The sequence below is a fragment of the Gammaproteobacteria bacterium genome, assembly GCA_009845905.1.
In the GTDB taxonomy this organism is placed as follows: domain Bacteria; phylum Pseudomonadota; class Gammaproteobacteria; order Steroidobacterales; family Foliamicaceae; genus Foliamicus.
In genome coordinates this window covers 30,887-49,078 of the sequence record VXYS01000004.1, presented here as the reverse complement: position 1 = coordinate 49,078, position 18,192 = coordinate 30,887, and the positions used below count along the sequence as shown (strand labels likewise).

Below are 18,192 nucleotides of genomic sequence, written 5' to 3'. Positions count from 1 at the left end.
TTCACACCTGACGATAGTGAAAAATGAACGGGGAATAATAGCGCCATGAGCAACGACAACATGAATCGAAGCGACGCACCGGCAGACGCCGGATCGGCCGGAACCTGGTCCGAGAGCGCCCTGAAGGTCCTGCATCATCCGTCGCTGAAGGACCGCGTCGTCATCATCACCGGCGGCAGCAGGGGATTCGGTTGGTTCATGGCCGAGGAATTGCTGCGCGCCGGCGCGCGACTGACGCTGACCGGGCGCAACAGCGACACGCTGGGGACTGTGCTGGATAAAGCGCAGAGCATCGCAGGAGCGGGCCGGTGCATTGCGGTCGCCGGCGACGTTACCCGCCCCGAGGATTGCGCCCGCACCGTGGAAGAAACGCTTCGCGAGTTCGGCCGAATCGACGTCCTGATCAACAACGCCGGGCGATCCTATGGAGAGTTCGGAGACCGGCTTTCGAAGATCACGCCTTTCCACGACGTCACGGAATCCCAGTTCCGCGCCATTCTCGAGACCAACCTGTTCGGCGTCTTCTTCATGACCCAAGCCGCGATGCCGCACATGCTGGAGCGAAAGTTCGGGAAGGTGATTTCCATCTCCACCAGCCTGCTCAACATGGTCCGGCCGGGGAATTCCGTCTACGGGTCCTCGAAGGCGGCGCTCGAAACGGCCCACCGCTGCTGGGCGGGCGAACTGAAAGGCACCGGCATCGACGTGAATATCCTGTTGCCCGGCGGGCCGTCGGACACCGAGTTGATCACGCCGGCGATGGTGCCCGGCGTTGTCGGTCAGCGCGCCGGCGGCCGCCTGCTGCCCGGCGACATTATCGTGCCGCCGGCCGTGTGGTTATGCACGGACGCAACGAACGGCATGACCGGCGAACGGGTGATCGCGCGCTTCTGGGACGTGGACCTGCCCCCGGACGAGGCCTTCAGGGGCTGTCTGCAGGAGCACGTGGAAGAGCCCTCGATCATGTAGCCTGTTGACCTGCCATATCAAGGAGACTGCCTGATGCGTCCGACGAAAACCTATGCACCCAGCCGTTATGGCCAGCTGCACTATCGAATCGTGGCTCCCGAAGCGGCATCGCAGCCGCCGCTGCTATGCCTGCACCAGACCCCAAGCAACAGTCGCCAATGGGAACCCATTCAGCCGTTCCTGGCCGGCGACAGGGTGGTCGTCGCCCCCGATACGCCGGGTTACGGCATGAGCGACCCTCCGCCGGAACCGGTTGAAATCGGCGACTACGCCGAGTCCATGTTCGACTTTATGGAACATCTTGCAAGCCACGGGATCATCGCGCCAGGTCCTTTCGACGTGATGGGCTACCACACGGGTTCGATCACGGCCACGGAGATGGCGCGCCGGGACAGGCAGCGCGTGCGGCGCTGCGTATTGTTCGGGCTGGCGGCGTACCCGGAGGACATTCGCGCCGAGAGGCTCGATCGGCTTAGTGAACGTTTTCCGCCGCCGGACCGAACGCTGGGTCATGTCGAAAAGCTCTGGTCGCTGATCGGCGAGCTTGCGGACCCGGGAATACCGGCCGAAGAACTCCATGTCGGAATGGCCGATGCCCTGCGCCTGGGCAGCCGGCTACCCTGGGGATATATCGCCGTCTATCGCTATGACTTCCTGGGCGCCATGGCCGAAGTCAGTCAGCCGGTGCTTGTCGTCAATCCCGAGGACGACCTCTGGGCCGTGACCCACCAGACCTCGCACCTGTTCAGAAACGGACGGCGTCTTGACATCCCGGGCTTCTCCCACGGCGTTCTCACTCTCCGCCGCGATTTTCTTGTCGAGGAAATCGAGCGCTTCCTCAGGAAATAGCGGCAAAGGCCGAGACCCGTTCGGCCCACTTCTGCGGGTCCAGCATCAGCGAGAAGGAGCCGCCGTCGGAAAAGACCTCCAGGCTGAAGTCGGAGCGGCGGGCGGCGACCTGTTTGTCCTGCTCGTGAAGGCTGTCGCCGCGGTCCGTGAGGATTCGTGTGGGCGCGCGAACCCTGTCCAGGTCCGCCGCCATGTCGTTGGCGAAGACGGCCCGGTAGGTGGGCGTATCGAAGCCGGCCCACCAGGCGCCCAGCGTTCCCCAGTTTGCAGTCGAAAGCCCCTGCGGAAACGGCGCGCGCGAGTGTATGGCCGAAAAAATGTCCGCTAGGTGCGATCCGTCCTGGCGCAGGTGGATCTCCGGCGCGGCCTGCGCGAGCCGGGATGCCCGCCCGGCCTCGTCGTAAACCGGACATCCATGCAGCACGACGCAAGCCGTGCGCTCCGCGTGGCGCGCCGCGAACGAAGCGGCGATGGAGGCGCCGGTGTGATGGCCGGCCACCGCCACCTGGTTTACGTCCAGGTGGTCGAGGAGATCGACCAGGTTGTCTGCAAGATCGGCGATCGTTACGGAGTCCGGCGGCGGGTCCGACATCCCGTAACCCGGATTGTCCGGCGCGATCGTGTCATGGCCCATTTCCGTCAGCATGGGCTGTATGTCGACCCATTCCGCCAGGCCGAACGGCGTCTGGTGCAGCAACAGTATCGTTGGCTTGGCGGCGCCTCCGGACGTCGCACGCAAATGCCGGTAATGCAGTGCTCCGTGCCGGCACTGCGCGTAGCCCTTGCCGCCCGCCAGGGCCGCTGCGCCCTTCCATTCCTCTCCCACGCCCGCGTAACGGGCCTTGTCGGTATTCACCGTATCTTCTCCCTCCGCCATTGCGGTGCTTATGAACCTGCCGCGACTGAGCAATGCGCCGCCGACCAGGCCGCCGATGACCGTTCTGCGCCGCATCAGAACTCCACCAGACTCTGCCCCAGCAAACGGCCGAAGACGATGCAGGGCATGACCATCATTCCCCCAACGAATGCATTGCCCTGGAGTTGCCCGGAACCCAGGATCTCCCCCGCGGCGTAGAGCCCCGGGACCGGAGCCCCGTCCGGGCGCACCACCTGCAGCTTCTCGTTGACCGCGACGCCGACGGTCGAGGATAGCGATCCGCCTTGCTGGCGTATGGCGTAGAAGGGCGGTTTTTCGATCGCGGCGGGCATATGGACTCGACCCAGTGCATCCCCGCCCTCTGCGCCCCCGGCATTGAATTCCGCGACAGTCTTCATAAGGGCCTCACCGGGCACGCCGATGGCCTGGGCGAGCGATTCCAGACGGTCGGCCTTGCGGAAAGCCTCGCGCGTGTTGAACGACTCCGCCATCTGCTCACGCGACCAGTCATAGACGATCGGCGGCGCGTTATGAAAGATGTGATCGTCGAAAACGACCCAGTAGCGCAAATCCGGCTGTTCCAGCAGCGCGTGTTCGCGGGCATCTACGCTTGGTTCATCTTCCCGCACGAATCGCTGCCCGTGCATGTTCACATAGATTTCCCACGGTGGCCGCGATTCCGGAAAGGTATTGAGCCGGCCAAGAATCGCCTTGGGGTACGGGCCGTCTTCCAGCAGCCAGCCGAAGTTGGAGAGGTAATTTTCGCGCCCGCGCAGGTATCCGCCTGCCGCAACCGCGAGATCGTAACCGTCGCCCTGGGCGAATTCGTAGGACCCGTTCACATACAGCCTGTAACCGCATAAGCGCCTGAACATCGCGGGATTGGCCGTGTATCCTCCGCTCGCCAGCAACACGTTCTTCCCTTCAACCGAGGACTCCCTGCCCTCGCTATCGACGAGTTCCACACCCGACACAACGCCCTCACGGTCCTGCAGCAACTCGATCACCCTTGTGCCGGTGAGGACCTCGATATGTCCCAGAGCTTCCTGCTCCCGCATCGCGCGCTCCAGCACGTCCAGAACGGACCGGCCGAAATCGTTCCCCCAGTAGTAGCGAGGCACTTCGTAGCGTTCATGCGCACTTTCGATCGAAGGGCATTGATCCTGCACGTCGAAACCAAGTTCCATCATCCAGTCGAAGGCTTCGGCGGCGTTGAAGATGACCAGTCTGGCAAGCTCCGTATCGATCGTGCCGCGACTGATGCGAATGACTTCCTCCAGGTGCTTCTCAGGCGAATCCTCGATGCCTTTCTCCGCCTGCAGGCGTGTGCCCGCGGCGCTTACCTGCCCGGAACTCAGGTGCAGCGTTCCGCCGATTTTCTCCGCGGCTTCGACCAGCAGTACGCGACCACCCCGTTGCGCGGCGAAGGTCGCCGCGGGTAGCCCGGTCGTTCCGGCGCCGACCACGATCATGTCCCATGAATTCGGACTCTTGCTCACACCATTCCTCCCGATTTTGCTGTCATTCACAACAACTCCAGATTACGGGCGCGCGCCCGAATATAAGCGCTGAACCAGTCAAGGTCACGAAACCGCAGCGCTCCCCGGCCCACGGCGATCGAGGCGTGCGCCATGCCCGCAATGAGCCGAAAGGCCTTCGCCAGCAGAAAAAGCTCCGTATGCTCGATCTCCGCATCCGTAAAGGTGCGCACCGATGCGTAGCCATGCTCGAATGCCTCGCCGTAGATAGGCGCAAAGTCGAAGAAAAGGTTGCCGAAGGTGAAATTCTTCACGTCCTGCATGAAAAAGTCGTGACCCACGCCGTCGAAATCCAGCAGGGTGATCTTGCCGGATTCGTCCACGTGAACATTGGCGGGATGAAAGTCCCGGTGGCACAATCCGAACGGCACGGTTTCCGGTGAAAGCCGCTGCAGCCGGTCGACGAGCAGTGGGGCAAGCTTCTCGTAATAACCGGCATCGTCAGGCCGATCGTGCAGGAATTCGAGCAGCGGCGGAACGCTTACGGTGAAACTCACCACATCGCCTGTCGGCTCTTGTTGCGCGCCAAGGTAGTCGAGGCCCAGTTGATGCATTTCCGCCACCAACGCGCCGATACGCTCGGCGGTGCGCTCGTCCAGCGCCTCGCCGAATTTTCGGCCCGGGGCCCAGCTATACAAGGCCGCGGCGCGTACTCCCTCGGGCGAGTCAAGCTTGAAATACAGTTCGCCGTCCCGCGCGCGCAATGGAGTCGACGCCGGGAAGTTCCGCTGGCGCAGGTAATCCAGGAATTCGAGCTCGACCCGCACGATGTCGACGTCTCGCCAGCCCTTCCGCCACACGCGCATCGCATAGCGGGAAACCTGGTCCCGGATCAGATAGACATCGTTCATGCCTCTGTACAGGAGGTAGGCCTTGACCGCGCCACTCAGTGGGTATTGCCGCGCCGCTTCCCCCGCGATCCAGTCCGGGTGCAGCACCGAGTGCGAGATCCGCGCGTTGGCGGAGTCATTCATGCGTTGAAGGAGAGCTCCCGACTGACCACTTTGAATTGTGGCATAGAATCGAACTGCCTCTTCAGAGAGTCTTCGCAATGAACCGAAAACTCTGCCTGACCACACTGCTGCTGATGCTGGCCGGGGCCTCAGCCCCACTGTCCGGTCTGGCGGACCAATTCGCCGATCAACGTCTCACGCTGGACGAGCTGCGTCAGAAATATGGCGACCCGGACGGGCGGATTGCTGAAATTGGCGGCGTTGAGGTCTATTACAAGGACCAGGGCGAGGGACCGGCCATCCTGATGATCCACGGCTCGCGCAGCTCGCTGCGCACCTGGGACCGCGTGGCGCCTGAACTCCTCGATCGCTACCGGGTGGTTCGATACGACCTGCCGCCCAACGGCCTTTCCGGCCCCGTGTCCGACGAAGCCGTCGATCGCATGGAACCGGCCGACCTCGCCGCGGGGCTGCTGGATCACGTGGGCCTCGAACAGGTGACCTGCGTTGGAGTCTCCAGCGGAGGCACGACCTGCATGTACCTCGCGGCCACCTACCCGGACCGGGTGAATCGGCTGATCATGTCCAACTCCCCGTCGGACCCGGTCACGACCGATCACGTCAACCATCCGCCTGCGTTCAAGGCGGCGCTGGAGGAATTCGTCGAAACGGGCTTCGAATCGGAGAACTTCATCAACCTGTTCCTGGATTTCTACAGCGGCGACCCCCGGCGGATATCGGAGCAGACACGACGCGAGTATTACGATTTCAACCGGCGGGTGAAGGAGCCCAATCCGATCGCAATGATCGGACTCGTTGCCGACCACGAGAAAACCAGAAAGGCGATGGCCAGCGTTCGCGCGCCGGCGCTGTTGATCTGGGGTGGCCGCGACGCGCTGCTGATCCCCGCATCGGCGGGCACGCTGGCCCGCTATCTCGAGAATACCCAGGTTTCGACCGTGTTCATGCCTGACGTGGGCCACTACCCTCCACTGGAATCCCCGGTACGGTTTGCGCAGATCGTCGCCGCATACCTTGAGGCCGCCACGCCGGCCGGTTTCGACTGACGAGCGGAGGGTTTGCGGCAACTGTGTAATACTGGGGAGCGCAGTCTGGAATATCGGGAGGAGGTCGCCATGTTCAGGACACTGAATCGCATTGGGCTATTCGCGCTATGCGCAGTTGTAACCGGGAGCCTTCTCTTGCCCGAATTCAGGGTTCTCGCCCAGGGCGTGGCGCTTGAGGAGATCGTGGTCACGGCGCGAAAACGCGAGGAGGCGCTGGTTGACATCCCGTTTGCGGTTTCGGCGTTTTCCGAGGAGGAGCTGTACGCGGCCAACCTGAAGAACTTCGTCGATGTGCAACTGTTCACTCCCGGACTGACGTATCAGCAGGCTACCGCCAACCGCGCGGACCGCGGCGTGCCGAACATCGTCATCCGCGGGCTGAACATCAATGCGTTCTCGGGTTCCTCGGTTGCGGCGCTGTTTTTCGTGGACGGCGCGCCCGTGCTGGGCGGCGAGGTCGGCAGCTTCGTGGATGTCACTCGCGTGGAAGTGCTGCGGGGACCCCAGACGGCCTACTTCGGACGCAATACCTTCTCGGGCGCCGTCAACCTGGTCACCAGGGACCCCGGCGACGAATTCGGGGGTTCGGTGGGCCTGGATCTCGACCGTTTCGGCACCGCGGACCTGCAACTCTCCGTCGAAGGACCCATTATCGAGGACCGCTTGAGTGCTCGCTTCACCGTAAGGAACAACAAGAAGGGAGGACACTACAAGAACAACCGCAACGGAGCGCGCGAGATCGGCGACGAGGAGACCCAGTCGATGGTCGCGACCGTTCTGGCCACGCCCACCGATACGCTCCGGTTCAAGCTGCGCCTGGAAGAAATCGAGATCGACGACGGCCCCCAGCCCTCGTTCCGTTTTCCGAGTAGTTTCGCGAACTGCGATCCGGACGGCAATGGGAGCATGACGTATCGTTGCGGAACGCCGCCCGATGTGAGCGTCGCCGAGGCCATGGTGGGCCACAACGATGCGTTCGCCGCCGGTTACCTGGCCAACGGCAACTACATCCAGGACGTGGTTGCGGCCTTTTCGCTCTATTCCGATTCCTCGTCGAGGCAGATCGATGGCGAGGGCGTGTTCATCGAGAAGATGGGGCTGGCCAAGCGCATTTCGGGCGCGACTTTCTCGGCCGCCGCGGACTTGCCCGGCGGCATGAGCCTGGACTGGATCAGCGGCTTCAACGAGACCAAGTCGATGATCGTAAGCGACGAAAACACGCTTCCCAGGGCCCCCTTCTCTCCGATCGCCGACACCTTCCTGGTGGAGCGATGGTCCGAGAACTCCTCGCACGAGGCGCGGCTGTCCTCGCCGGGAGAGGGGCGACTGCGCTGGACTGCCGGCGCCAACTACGTCAACAGTGAAGACGTGTCTTCCTGCGTGGCGGGGTTTTTCTTTACGCCGCGCCCGTTTACTTGCCGGCCAATACTTGAGAGCTCGACGACGGGCGCCTTCGGAGGCGTTTACTACGATGTCACCGAACAGTTCACGGTCAGCGCCGAAGCGCGGTACCAGGGCGACGAGGTGAGCGTGCCGTCCGGGGGACTTGAGGCGGAATTCAACGACGTGGGCGGCCGGGTGACGATCGAGTATCGAACTGCGGACGATCTCCTGCTGTTCGCAAACTACGCGCGCGGGTTCCGCCCCGGCACGTTCAACTCCATCATCGTGACCCTTTCAGCAGCCGAGGCCGCCAGCCTTGAAGCCAACTCGGGCGCGCAACTCGACGTCGAACCGGAAACGCTGGATCAGTTCGAGGTGGGCGTCAAGGGCACGCTGCTGGATGGCAGGCTGCAGGGATCGCTGATCGGCTACTGGGGAGAGATCACGGACCAGCAGATACAGCAGATCGGCTTCTTCATTGACGACGAGACCGGGCTTGAGTCGGGTGTCGGGATTCTCACCAATGTCGGCCTGCTCGACATGAACGGTATGGAACTGGAGGCCCGGTTCCAGCTTACGGAGAATTGGTTGCTTACCGGCGCCTTTGCGCGCAACAGCACCGAGTACGTGGAAGGCATCTGCAACGTCTGCGTTAGCAATGGGGCCATGGCGGCCAACACGGACCATCTGGGTAACCAGACGTTTCAGACGCCGGAATTCAGCGGTTCGGCCACGGCCACCTACACCCGGCCTGTGTTCGGGGGCCGCATGGACGGTTTTGTCCGCGGCGAGTTCGTGTACGAATCCACCAAGTACGCCTCCGAGGCAAACGTGCTGGAGACCGGTGACCGGAACCTCGTGAACCTGCGTCTTGGCGTGGAGGCCGAGAGCTACCGCGTGGAGGCCTATGTCACCAACCTGCTCGACGACGATACCTACCTCTACGTGGCGCTCAACACCGATCTGGACAATTTCGGACGCGCCTTCGTATCGGCGCTGCCGTACAAGCGCGCCCTCGGCGTTCGGGGCACCTACCGGTTCTGAGAATCGGTCAGGAGGTGGCGACCTGGTAGCGCCGTAACCGCAGGAACGGTATCAGTAGCGCTCCGGTGAGCAGCACGATCATTCCCAGCAGGGACGGGACCAGCCGCATCATCACCGTGCCGAACGACTCCTCCTGGTACTGGAACGCAGGGAACCGGTCGTAATCGGCGGGCCTGAGGGGATCCCGCTGCAGGAACTTGACGCTGAAGTATTCGCCCCAGCGCGCGTGGAAGTCGTAAGCCTGGTTGAGGAAGTGCTCGTACCGGTCCGCGCTGTTGCCGGAGACCTCGTTCAGCGCCAATTGCATCATGATCGCGGGCGAGATGAACTGGAACCGCTGCACCAGGCTTTCCTGCCGGTTCAGCTGACCCTGGAATTCGTCGTAGAGCGGCCGCACCGCCTTCTCGATCGCGTTGCGGTTGGCCATCGCCACGGTCAGGAAATCGGTCGCGCGCTCGTCGCCCTCCGGAATGAACTCCAGGTGGTCGTAGTAATACTCGTCCAGCCGGGCCATATAGGTTTTTTCGGCCGCGGTCTGCGCGTCCCTGGCGGCGACCGTCAATTCCATTCGTGACGGGGCGGGATAGATCGTCGTAGCGAGCAGGCTCACGAGCGTCGGCAGAACCACAACCAGCGCCAGCCAGGTGCCCGCAAGCGCAATGCCGTTGGCGGCGGAGTTTCTGCCGTACACATTGACCATGACCGCCATCGCGAACCAGAACAGCGAATACAGGAGCGTGGCCGTAATCCACAGACCGAATCGCGCCCAGGTATCGGCCGACTCCAGGTTGGTACCGACCGCGAACAGCGCAGCGAGGCCCAGCCCCAGGATGCTCGCGACCAGAACGCCCGCGCGGGCGATGATCTTCGAGGCGAGCAGTTCCTTCAAAGAAATCGGGTGCGCCAGAATCATCGCCAGAGTGCCCCGTTCCTTTTCGCTGGAGAGCAGGTCGTAACTGATCGCCAGGATGAAGATCGGCAGCAGAAAGATCAGGACGAAGGCGATATCGAACGACCCCGTCATCAGGTTCAGCGGGTTCTCGAGTTCGAGGTTGTTCGTGGTGGTGTGCGTGGGGTTCATCGAAACCGGCACGTAGTTGAGCTGAATGTCACTCTGGCCGACTGCGAACGACGCCAGTCCGGTGGGAGGCAACGTGATGTACTTGGCCGTCTGCGCTCCGACCACACCGGCATTGGTGCCCTGCGGAGGGCCCGCGCCCGGCGCGTGCCGCGCTCCGGCGAACTCGTATTCGCCCCCTTGCGCGGCCAGGCGCGCTTCGTACGCTTCGGTATCGGCCCGCATTTTTGCGCGTTGGGCGTCCTCGAACGCCGTGGCCGCCATTGCGCCTTCAACCTGGCGGTCGATGGAACGCTGGCCGGAAAAGGCGGCAAACGCCAATGCGCCCGCGACCAGCAGCAGCAGCGCGCGAAACGCCCCGGAACGGAAGAGTTGCCGCGTCTCGTGCGAAATGATTATTCGTTTCATCAGTCTTCCTCCACCCTGAGGCGCCGGACCGCCCACAGCGCCAGCCCCAGCGCTGCCAGCAGCCAGAGTGCGAGCGCGATGAGATTGCCGCCGTGCTCATCCAGCGTTGCTCCCAACCCCTGCGACCTGAATTCGAATGGAGGCACGATCCCGAATACCTCCTGGTCCGCGACCAGCACGCCGCCAGCGGTATTCAGGCTGGCGGCCGCCTCGCCGAGGTAGGCGTTGATCGTGGTCACCATGTCGCGCCGGTAAGCCTCGGCGGCGTCGGCAAAGTCGATGTGCCGGATGAGATCCGTTCCCGCCAGGGCCATCGACAGCGATCGCAGAGGCAGCGTAGGCGCAACCACGCCCAGGCGGTCCTGCAGACGGCGCTGATTGATGTAGGAATCGCGCAGCCGGCCGTAGTGCTCCTCGAACACGGGGAAGTCGTACTCCTCGAATTTCTGCAGCCTGAGGGCACCGACATAGACCGGAAGCTCGGCGATCGTCTCCGCTCCGTACTGGGCGAAGATCGCCTGGGATTCCTGCTCGAAGCGCACAAACGGAGGCACTCCGTCGATACCGCGCATCTGGTGAGCGCGCATATCGGCCATCCACTGGCCGAAGGCCGGGGTCGGGTGCACGATCCTGGAGATTTCGCCGGCGGCTTTCGGTGCCAGGAAACCCACGAACGCCCAGAAACCGACCATGACCATGAGCGCGGTGCGGGCGTTCTTTGCCCAGGCGGACACCGCAAGCGTCAGGAACAGGAAGATCGCGGCGTAAAGAAGGTAGGACACCGCCATGAGCGCCACCCGCAGACCGGGCGACTCGCCCTCCGCGTGCAGTCCGGTGAGCGAAAGCGCCAGGCCGCCGATCAGCACGCAGGCGCCCACGACCAGCACTACCGCCGTCCCGATTCCCAGCGCCTTGCCCCAGAGCAACTGGCGATTGCTTACCCCCATGCTCAGCACCTGGCGCAGGGTTCCGCTCTCGCGCTCGCCGGAAAACGCCGTGAATCCGAGGAAGATGATCAAAAGCGGCATCAGCAGTTGCAGGATCATGGCGCCGCTCAGGTCGCCGAAGCGCCCGATCGAGCTCTGGTCGGTCGCGGGCCGGCCGATTGCGAAGTTCTGCTTGTGCGCCTCCATGAACAGCGCGGTGCCGGCGTAGTTGTTGATGCCGTTGTCGAAGAAGGCGAGCGGTCCGGCCGGCTTGAATGCGTAGTTGCCGTAGTGCGCCCCCGAATGCGGATTCTTGTCGCCCTGGTTGAACCACTGGTAGTTGGTCTGGTCCTGGGCAAGGCGCTGCATATCCATGTAAGCGCTGTATTTCTGGTAGCCGGCGGCCAGGGCCGTCAGCAGCAGCAGCGCCATGATGCCGGCGGTCCATTTGAACCGCCCGTCGCGCACGATTTCGGAGAATTCCTTGCGTGCAATGGATGCGATCATGTGTTGTACCTCTTGTTCAGGCGGAACCGGCGCCCTCCTGCGCGTAGTGTCCGCCGGCGTGCATGTGCTGGAGATAGATTTTCTCCACGTCGGCATGGGATACCTCTCCGGTGCTGAGTTCATCGACCAGGCGTCCCTCCTTCATGATGCCGATGCGCGTGCCGGTTTCCTTGGCGCGGAACAGATCGTGGGTGGCCATCAGGATCGCGGCGCCGTCCGACTTCAGTTTCAGCAGCAGTTCCGAGAATTCGTTGCTGGCCTTGGGGTCCAGTCCTGCCGTCGGCTCGTCCAGCAACAGCGCCCTGGCCTGCTTGGCAAGCGCGATGGCCACGCCGACCTTCTGGCGCATTCCCTTCGAGTAGGTCTTTACCCGCCGGTCCACGGCCTCCTCTTCAAGGCCCACTCGCCGCAGGAAGTCGCGATATTCCTCCTGCGAGTAGTCGTGGCCGCCCAACTGGGAAAAATAGCGAAGATTTTCCAGCGCCGTCAGATTTCCGTAGAGCATGACCTGCTCGGGTATATAGGCGAGCAGTTTCTTGGTTTCCAGCGGCTGTTCGGTGACATCCAGCCCGCACACCGTCGCGGTGCCGCCGTCCGGCCGGATGAAGTTCAGGAACAGGCTGATGGTGGTCGTCTTGCCGGCGCCGTTGGCGCCCAGCAGGCAATAGATGTCGCCACCCTCCACCGTCATGTCCAGCCCCTTGAGGGCTTCTATCTCGCCGTAGCTCTTCGTAAGCTTCGTAGCTTGCAGCAAAGCGCTCCCTCCTCCACGCTCGCCCGATTATAGGATGTGCGTCAACCGGGTATGTGCGTGAATTGCGATCAATCGTCGTCAAGGCGCTGCTGTCTTTGATAGTCGTAGAGGGACGGGATCGATTCGAGCGGTTCGTTGAGCATTTCGACATACGGCGTGGGCCGGTAATCCAGCTTGAACTCCCGATTGCCGTGCAGACCGACGATTCGGGCCAACGGCCCTTCATCCAGGCCCTGCACGGTAACGACTTCATCTGGGTATGCCCCGCCCGTAACCAGGACACGCAGATTCCAGGTGGTATTGAATCCGCCATGACCGGGCTGCCAGTAGCCGGCGCCGCTACCGTCAAACACCGGGACGACCGGCCCGTCGTTGCTTCGGACCGCCTTCATGTGCAGGGTTACGTTGTCGAACAGGTTCTGATGGTTCGCGCCGGCATGCTGGTCGAGCGTCGGGCTGACGAAAACCTCGGCGTTCCTGAAGACGCATTTCGTTGACTGAGTGTTGAAGGACAACGAGTGCAGGACCGGATTCATGATCCTGATATTCTCCGCCAGCACGTTATGCACGTTGCCCATGTGCACGGCGTAATGGGCACGCCGGGCGCCATCGGAAATCACGTCCCTGAAAGTCAGGTTGGCGCTGTTGTAGCTCAGGATGCCGCTGTCGGCGTTGGTGATGCGAATGTTTCTCGCCCAGGAATCGAACGAGCTGGTGAAGTAAATTCCGTTGTAGCCGCGCTCGAGGTGGTGGCCGAAGAACGGAGAATCGGGAAACTCAAGTCCGAGATCTTCGATTCCGACGTGCTGCAAGCCGTCCCAGGCGGCAACTTGCGCGGGAATCGTGTCATTCGCATCGTGCAGCAGCGGGTCGGCCAGCTCTACGTTGCGGCCGTCGACTCTTAGCACCCGGGATGTCTGGCGAACGAGCGGGCGTTCCGGAAACGACCAGTGATGAGAGCCCGCGCTTTCGTATTCCGATTCGTAGAGTGATTTGATGATCCCGGCGTCGGGCCCCGTGCGGTTGATCCACTGCAACTGAATGATGTCGCCCGCGGCAATATCGGCCGTCGAGGAAAGAACGATGGTCCGGGCGCCCCTTGCGCCCGTCTCGATGTCCGCCAGTTTCTCGATCTCCGGGTCGTATTCAAGCAGGTAAGGCGCTTCACGCACGCCCGGCTTCTGTATCCAGACGAATCCACCGCTCCATGAATACTCGGAGAAATAGTCATTGAGATTCCTGCCCGGATCCACTTCGCGCTTGTCGAGTTCCACCAGGTACTGTCTGAGCTCATCCAGCGAGGCACTTCGGTCGACTTGTTTCAGGGGTCGGGGAAAGTGAAGGACGGTGCCGCCGGACCCGGAGCCTGCGCCCTGCAGCACAAAGTCGGAGCGTTCGATTCGCAGAACTTCGGAGACGATATACCGTCCGGCCGAAAACCGGACGACGACGGGACCGGCTACGTCATTTGCATGCGATATCGCAGCCAGAACCGCTTTTGTGTCGTCTGAGTCGTCGTTGGCGGAGGCGCCGAAATCGTCAACCCTGATCACGGTCCCGGATGCGTCCGGTATTGCGGCCAGGCCATTCCCGTATCCCGCAAACGAAAAATCGGGCAGGAAATTGTCACGCCTTATTGTCTCTATGGACAAAATAGCGGGAATTTCACTCTTCGCCTGGTCCGCAACCAGGAGCGGCGAACAGAGAAGCAGGATCGTCATGCCGAGCGTCGGAAATAAGTTGCTGTATTTCATGTAGTTGATACCGTGGAATAGGCGGCGTCCGTGGCTCGTGACGTTTCCGGAACAAATGTTACCAAGTCAAAATCCGGGAGACAAACCTCCGTCGCTTGCCGCTGATATGCCGTGAATCTGGCACCTATTGACACCGGTGTAACATTGTGTACCTTATACGGTCGAATCAGTTCATCCATTATGGGGTGAGAATACTCACTTGGGAGCCATTCAATGAAATATCAACCCAGTATTGCTGCGTTCGCGCTGGCCGCGACGACGCTGGTCTTTTCAACTGCGACCGTCGCGCAGGACGACGAACCTTTGGAAGAGATTGTCGTTACGGGCATCCGCGGATCCCTGGCAGCTGCCGTGGACCAGAAACGGGACTCGGACCAATTGGTCGAGGTCATTATCGCGGAGGATATCGGCAAGCTGCCCGATCAGAACCTGGCGGAAGTGCTTGAGAATATTACCGGCATCCAGATTACCCGTACGGCGGGCGTCGGCACCGGCGTTCAGATCCGCGGCACCAATTCCAACCGGGTCGAATTCAATGGCGTTTCCACCGTGAATTCCGGCTCCGGCCGCAGCGGCATCAATTTCGAGGATGTCAATCCGGCGATCATTTCAGCGGTCGAAGTGACCAAGTCACCTGACGCCGGGACCATTGAAGGCTCCGTTGGCGGCACGATCAACCTCAAGACGATACGCCCGCTCGATCTGCCGGCGAGATTGGGCGCGCTCAGGGTTCAGTACGAAGACAGCAGCCTGAGTTCCGAGAGCATGACGCCCAGATTCTCCGGCGCTTTTGGCGACAATTGGTCGACGGGTGCGGGCGAAGTCGGTTTTGTGATCAGCGGCAGCGTTACCGAGCAGGAATCGGTGTCGTTTCGTCCTCGTACCGACCGCGACAACCGCGTTTCGCCGGCTGCGGCGGTTGATCCCTCCGAATTTCTCGGTATCCAGTTCCTGGTTCAGGAGCAGGAGAACTACGACTACGAGACCGTCAATCTTGCCTCAACCTTCGAATGGGCGCCCAGTGACAGCCTGAAATTTCATGCCGACGTTGTTATCAATGAGCAGGAGCGAAGCCAGGACAGTTATCGGCTTCAGGCGTCCGGCGTCAGCACGCTGAGAAATCTCAGTGTCCCCACGGCTTATGAAACGGTTGATTTCGGGGTCGGTCCCGGCAGGTTCCCCGCAGCGCTTCAGGGCACGCTCGAGCCGGATCTGTCCAACGACGATGACGATCCCAACCTGCGTTTCTCAAGCGATACCGGTTCTCGCGTCACCGACAGTCAAATCATTGCGCTGGGTGGCGAATGGAATGGCGAACGATGGTCCGTAAGCGCCGAGTACGCGATGACGACTTCGGACACGTCCAACCCCAACCTGAGCACGACGCTGAACTTCATTAACCCGAACTGTCCTCTTGACGGAAGCAGCAACGATAACTGCGTGCCGTTCATCTATGACCTGTCGGGCGGCACGTTGTCATGGGGCGTCAATTTCGATTCACCCTTTGCACCGGCGCAGGCCGATCTGCTGGACCCGGCCAATGTCGTCCTGGACCAGGTGATTATTGGCCGCAATACGACCGAGAACGAAGAAGATGCGCTCCGCATGGACTTCTCCTGGGAAGCGGACTGGAACGGCGTTACCACGCTCGACTTCGGTTTCCGCTACGGCGAATCCTCAAGCCGGTTCAACCGTATTCAGGACCGGATTGGCGGATTCAGCCGGATGGTGGACAGCCCGAACGGTGCCCTGTTCTCGGAATTGCTGGTGCCGGGACCCAGCAACTTTGACAAGGGCGACGGCAGAACGCTGTTCATCCGTGATTTCCTGCTGGTCGATCCGGATCGCGCCTTTTCCGACCCGGACGGCACGCTGGCCATTCTGGAGGCGGCGGTTGTCGCACACGATCCGGTCAGCCCGGATACCGCCAGACTTGCATCCGATCGGAATCAGTTTTATGACGTCGGCGAAGAGACCACGGCGCTGTATGCGCAAGCGAACTTCGAGGCCGGCATTTTTCGCGGCAACGTAGGCGTGCGCTATGTCGAGACCGAGGTCGATTCGGTGGCGTATGGCTTTGAGGATGCCGCGGGCAACAGATCGCTGGAGTCAACCAAGGGCAAGTACGACTTCCTGCTGCCGCGATTGAACGTGGCAGCCGAAGTTAGCGAAGACGTGATCGTTCGTTTCGGCTATGGCTCGGACATCCGGCGTCCGGGTTTCAATAGGATCAGTACTGCGTTCGCGGCCGACAATCAGGAAAACTCCGCCATCGATCAGGGCAACCCCAACCTCAAGCCCGAGGAAGTCGATTCGCTGGATCTGGCGGTCGAGTGGTACTTCGCCGAGTCGGCGCTGGTCAGCCTCGGTTACTTCACGAAGGATCGCACGGACATCATCGGACAAGTCTTCGAAGGCGCATTGCTGGTGGAGGATGCGAGTTCCACCAGTGGCCTTGCCCGTGAAACCGATCCAAGTTGCCCGGGCGGCGGCATCTGGAACCCGACGGTCATACCCAACGTACTGGGCGACCCCAACAGGCTGGGATTGTGTGTCGACTACCAGACCTGGACCAACGACCCGTCGACCACCACCCAGTCCGGGTTCGAGTTTGCCTTCCAGTACGACCTGTCAGGCTTCGAGGATCGTTTGGGCTGGGCGTCCGGTTTCGGTATCATTTTCAACTACACCAACCAGGATTTCAGCGGTGGCTCGATCGTGGACTGCACGTCGGGACGCGGCGCGCAAGTTCTCGGCAGCGGTGTCTGCATTCCCCGGGGACTGCTCGACTTCTCCGAGGACGCCTACAACATCACGCTCTACTACGAGAAGTACGGTCTGTCCGCAAGGGCGCGCTACACGTGGCGTGAATCGTTCCGCACACAGGACTTCGGTGGCGGCGCCAACACGAGCGGTAGCAGCACATTCAGCTTCCCGGTCCATACGCTCGACAGAGGCCAGCTGAATGCCAGCATCAACTACTCGGTGAGCGATAATCTGGATGTTGGTCTTGAAGTTGTGAACCTTACCGAAGAGCGCATCGATCAACACTGTGTCAGCACGTCCGGACCGCTTTGTTTCGTGGGGCTCCCCGACAGGCGCATCGTGGTCGGTGGAATCTACCGCTTCTGACGCAGTGACATTGATGATGACTTCTCACCGCGCACGCAAGCCCCGGATCATTACCGGGGCTTGCCATGAGTCCCCCGTTGGACACTAAGGCGGACATCGACGGAATACCGCGAGAGCTTGACGCGATTTCCAGGCGCCTGGTGGCCGCACGAGCGGCTGCCGAGGCCCTGCCGGATTTTCCGGGCGCCCTTCCCGACTCATTGGACGGTGCGTATGCAATTCAGGCTGCATCCATAGCGCGCTGGGCGGATACGGTCGCGGGTTGGAAAATCGGGATGATCCCGGCCGATCAACGGTTACGGGTTGGCGACGAGCGCCTGGCCGGCCCGATCTTCAAATCTTCCATTGTCGGCATAGAGCCCGGCTCCGCCAGGACCATGCCGATTTACGCGGGTGGATTCGCGGCGGTAGAGGCGGAATTCATTCTGGAGCTCGGCCGCGCCGTCCACCCGTCGGAAAGGAAATACTCCGACGCGGACCTGATCGACTTTGTGTCTTCGCTGTTCGTCGGGGTGGAGATTGCCAGCAGTCCCATGGCTGCAATCAACCAGCTGGGTCCGACCTGTGTTGTCTCCGACTTCGGCAACAACGCCGGATTACTTCTGGGTCCTGCGGTTGCAAACTGGAATTCCAGAGACCTGGATTCACTGACGGCGAAAGTCATGATCGACGGCGCCGTTGTTGGTAATGCGACGGCGAGCGCCGTGCCGGGCGGTCCGCTGGCGGCTTTGCGATTTCTATTGGGTCTTGCCGCGACCCGCGGTATTGAACTTCCCGAAGGAACGTTGATTTCCACCGGTGCGGTTACCGGCATACATGGCGTGTCCGTATCCTCTGCGGCGCGCGTAGATTTCGGCTCGTTTGGATGGTTCGACGTGAAATTCAGGTCCAAACGCCAGTGCAGTAACGTACCGAATTGACGCAAGTGCAGCTCGGGGAATTCCGTGGGAAGA

Annotated in this window: 13 protein-coding genes; 6 read left to right on the top strand and 7 right to left on the bottom strand. The window is 61.7% G+C overall.

What is annotated here, in order from left to right; all coding sequences use genetic code 11:
* Positions 1 to 45: 45 nt before the first annotated feature.
* Together F4036_01745 and F4036_01740 are read left to right on the top strand one after the other, a co-directional pair.
* The gene (locus tag F4036_01745; GenBank protein MYK36465.1) at positions 46 to 969 is read left to right on the top strand and encodes an SDR family oxidoreductase; all 924 of its coding nucleotides are present in this window, start codon (positions 46 to 48) and stop codon (positions 967 to 969) included.
* Positions 970 to 1,002: 33 nt separating this feature from the next.
* The gene (locus tag F4036_01740) at positions 1,003 to 1,818 is read left to right on the top strand and encodes an alpha/beta hydrolase (protein ID MYK36464.1); all 816 of its coding nucleotides are present in this window, start codon (positions 1,003 to 1,005) and stop codon (positions 1,816 to 1,818) included.
* Here the strand turns inward: F4036_01740 and F4036_01735 are convergent.
* From F4036_01735 to F4036_01725, 3 genes are read right to left on the bottom strand one after another with little or no spacing between them, the layout of a single operon-like run.
* On the bottom strand, positions 1,808 to 2,770 hold the full coding sequence (locus F4036_01735) for an alpha/beta hydrolase (GenBank protein MYK36463.1): 963 nt from the start codon (positions 2,768 to 2,770) through the stop codon (positions 1,808 to 1,810). The genes F4036_01740 and F4036_01735 overlap by 11 nt on opposite strands.
* A complete protein-coding gene (locus F4036_01730; GenBank protein ID MYK36462.1) occupies positions 2,770 to 4,194 on the bottom strand; it encodes an FAD-dependent oxidoreductase in 1,425 nt (474 codons plus the stop codon). The genes F4036_01735 and F4036_01730 overlap by 1 nt, the downstream gene beginning before the upstream one ends.
* Before the next feature lie 26 nt (positions 4,195 to 4,220).
* Positions 4,221 to 5,207, bottom strand: coding sequence for a phosphotransferase (locus F4036_01725; GenBank protein MYK36461.1), 987 nt, complete (start codon positions 5,205 to 5,207; stop codon positions 4,221 to 4,223).
* 77 nt (positions 5,208 to 5,284) lie between these two features.
* Here F4036_01725 and F4036_01720 point away from each other — a divergent pair, with 77 nt between their 5' ends.
* Together F4036_01720 and F4036_01715 are read left to right on the top strand one after the other, a co-directional pair.
* Positions 5,285 to 6,253 carry an alpha/beta hydrolase gene (locus tag F4036_01720; GenBank protein ID MYK36460.1) on the top strand — a complete coding sequence of 323 codons (969 nt, stop codon included), beginning with the start codon at positions 5,285 to 5,287 and terminating at the stop codon, positions 6,251 to 6,253.
* A 69-nt stretch (positions 6,254 to 6,322) separates the two neighbouring features.
* A complete protein-coding gene (locus F4036_01715; protein MYK36459.1) occupies positions 6,323 to 8,680 on the top strand; it encodes a TonB-dependent receptor in 2,358 nt (785 codons plus the stop codon).
* Between the two features lie 7 nt (positions 8,681 to 8,687).
* Here F4036_01715 and F4036_01710 read toward each other — a convergent pair whose 3' ends face one another.
* The 4 genes from F4036_01710 to F4036_01695 form a co-directional block, all read right to left on the bottom strand.
* Entirely contained in the window at positions 8,688 to 10,166 is a 1,479-nt protein-coding gene (locus F4036_01710) for an ABC transporter permease subunit (protein ID MYK36458.1), read from the bottom strand.
* Complete coding sequence (locus tag F4036_01705) at positions 10,166 to 11,722, bottom strand: ABC transporter permease subunit (protein ID MYK36457.1); 1,557 nt, start codon at positions 11,720 to 11,722, stop codon at positions 10,166 to 10,168. Before F4036_01705 ends, F4036_01710 begins: the two co-directional genes overlap by 1 nt.
* Positions 11,616 to 12,353: an ABC transporter ATP-binding protein gene (locus F4036_01700; GenBank protein ID MYK36456.1), complete on the bottom strand. Its 738-nt coding sequence runs from the start codon at positions 12,351 to 12,353 to the stop codon at positions 11,616 to 11,618. Before F4036_01700 ends, F4036_01705 begins: the two co-directional genes overlap by 107 nt.
* Before the next feature lie 68 nt (positions 12,354 to 12,421).
* Complete coding sequence (locus tag F4036_01695) at positions 12,422 to 14,107, bottom strand: hypothetical protein (GenBank protein ID MYK36455.1); 1,686 nt, start codon at positions 14,105 to 14,107, stop codon at positions 12,422 to 12,424.
* A gap of 213 nt (positions 14,108 to 14,320) precedes the next feature.
* On the opposite strand from F4036_01695, the gene F4036_01690 reads away from it, so the two are divergent.
* Together F4036_01690 and F4036_01685 are read left to right on the top strand one after the other, a co-directional pair.
* Positions 14,321 to 17,239, top strand: a complete 2,919-nt coding sequence (locus F4036_01690) for a TonB-dependent receptor (protein MYK36454.1) — start codon at positions 14,321 to 14,323, stop codon at positions 17,237 to 17,239.
* Positions 17,240 to 17,379: 140 nt separating this feature from the next.
* On the top strand, positions 17,380 to 18,159 hold the full coding sequence (locus F4036_01685) for a 2-keto-4-pentenoate hydratase (protein ID MYK36453.1): 780 nt from the start codon (positions 17,380 to 17,382) through the stop codon (positions 18,157 to 18,159).
* The last annotated feature ends 33 nt before the right edge of the window (positions 18,160 to 18,192 follow it).